The organism is Mesorhizobium album, from assembly GCF_033977205.1.
Lineage (GTDB): Bacteria > Pseudomonadota > Alphaproteobacteria > Rhizobiales > Rhizobiaceae > Mesorhizobium > Mesorhizobium album.
The window spans coordinates 1-2,279 of the sequence record NZ_JAVIIW010000106.1 but is presented as its reverse complement, the minus strand read 5'-3'; the positions used below and the strand labels follow the sequence as shown (position 1 = coordinate 2,279).

Below are 2,279 nucleotides of genomic sequence, written 5' to 3'. Positions count from 1 at the left end.
ACCGCCGGGATCTCGCCCTTGCGGGTGAAGAAGGAGATCGAGAGGTTCTCGATCTCGATGATCGGTTGAGCCGGATCTCGAACTGCCTCGTTCATGGGTCGCTCCAATCCTTGTTTTTCAAGTAGGGCCCCAAGGCCCCGCCATCAATCCTTCATCGACTGTTCACGCAGCGAGTCTGCCAGAAGGTTCAGCCCCAGCACAAACGACATCAGCGCGATCGTCGGCGGCAGCGCCGGATGGATGAAGGAACGCAGCAGCCGGCTCGCATCCTTGATCGCGGTGCCCCAATCAGGGCTCTCGGGCGCCAGCCCCAGGCCGAAATAGCCGAGCGTGCCGAGCAGGATCGTGGTGTAGCCGACACGCAGGCAAGCATCGACGATCAGCGGTCCGCGCGCATTGGGCAGGATCTCCCACAGCATGATGTACCAGGGCGATTCACCGCGCGTCTGCGCCGCCGCCACATAGTCGCGCGTCTTGATGTCCATGGTGAGCCCGCGCACGATGCGGAACACGCCGGGGCTGGACGCGAACACCACCGCCACGAAGATGTTGAGCTGGTTGGGATCGATGTGGACGATCTTCAGCGGATCCTTGTCGAAGACCAGGCCGGCATAGATCCAGCCGCCGATGACGAGCGTCAGGCCGAGCAGGATGTAGAGGCGGTCCGGCCGGTTCTTGTAGCGCGTCCAGAACAGCACGCTGAAGAAGATGATCGGGAACAGAAAGAACAGCCCCGCCATCGCATAGGGGATCGGCGTGTCCATGATGCCCGGGGTCACCAGCAGGTAGAAGAGCAGGATCACCGGGAAGGCCAGCACCAGATTGGCAAGGAACGACAGCACCGTGTCGATCTTGCCGCCGTAATAGCCGGCCGGCAGGCCGAGCGTGATGCCGACCATCAGCGCAAAGCCGGTCGCGGCCGGCGCGATGATCAGCACGATCTGGCTGCCATAGACCATGCGCGAGAACACATCGCGCGCGAGCTTGTCGCCACCGAAATAGTAGATGAGCTTTGTTGTCGGCTCGACTGCGCCGGGCAGCGCGTCCTTCATGATCGACACCTGCGCCAGCGGATCGAAGGGCGAGATGGTCGAGGCAAAGATCGCCGTGAACAGCCAGAACAGGCAGATGCCGACGCCGGCAATGCCGACGCCGCTGTCGAAGAGCTGGCCATAGAGCCCGAGCTTCTTCTTGTAGGAAAAGCTCACGCCCATCACCAGGACGAGGGCGACCCATACCGGCCAGAAGCGCCAGAGCACGCCGACCACGACATCGAAGGCGTTGATATATTCGATCTGCATCCGCCCTGCCCCTTACTGAACCCTGATACGCGGGTTGAGAAACGCATAGCCGACATCGGAGATGAGCTGCGTGATCAGCACGATGAACACCGAGACCAGCGAGCAGCCCAGCAGAAGGTCGATGTCGTTGTTGCCTGCGGCCTCGACCAGCGTGTAGCCGAACCCCTGGTAGCGGAACATCACCTCGACGATGACGACGCCGGTGAGCAGCCACGGAAATTGCAGCATGATCACGGTGAACGGCGCGATCAGCGCGTTGCGTAGTGCATGCTTGACGACAACGCTGCTGAAGGAGAGCCCCTTAAGGCGGGCCGTACGGATATATTGCTGCGTCATCACCTCGACCATCGAGGCGCGTGTCATGCGCGCTATGTAGCCGGTGCCGTAGATGGCCAGCGTCATCACCGGTAGCGTGAAATTGTAGAAGGTGAGGCCCTGACTTGCCGAGGCGGCCGAACCGTTCAGCCAACCGAGCCACGAGGCGAAGATAACGGTGAAGATGACGCCCGACACATATTCGGGCGTCGCCGTCGAGGCGATAGAGGCGACCGACAGCGTGCGGTCGGTGCGCGAGCCCTCGCGCATGCCGGCGAGTATCCCGACAAGCAGCGAGATCGGCACCATCACCGCCAGCACCCAAAACATCAGCAGCCCCGTGGCGCCAAGCGCTGGGAAAAGTTTCGAGGCAACCGTCGTTTTGAACTTGGTCGAGCAGCCGAAATCGCCCTGCAGGACGCCGGAGAATGTCGGCACGACCGGGTCGTTGCAGAAGGAGAAGCGCTGCGCCGGTTTGCCCGTCGCCGGATCGGTCGCCGGCTGCTTGGGCAGAAGGCCCAGCCACTGGCCATAACGGGCAAAGAAATTCTGCCGGTAGCCATGGTTGACCAGCCAGTCCTCGAGCTGCTCGGCTGATGTGTGCATTTCGGTCTGGCTGATCGCCAGCTTCTTCAGGTTCGGGTTGAGATTGATCAGAAAGAA

At 61.7% G+C, this 2,279-nt stretch carries 2 protein-coding genes; both read right to left on the bottom strand.

The window, feature by feature from the left end; translation table 11 throughout:
• Positions 1-143: 143 nt before the first annotated feature.
• Positions 144-1,301: an ABC transporter permease gene (locus RFN28_RS34315; protein WP_320291551.1), complete on the bottom strand. Its 1,158-nt coding sequence runs from the start codon at positions 1,299-1,301 to the stop codon at positions 144-146.
• A 12-nt stretch (positions 1,302-1,313) separates the two neighbouring features.
• The coding region (locus RFN28_RS34310) for an ABC transporter permease (protein WP_320291550.1) at positions 1,314-2,279 on the bottom strand (966 nt) is incomplete at its 5' end.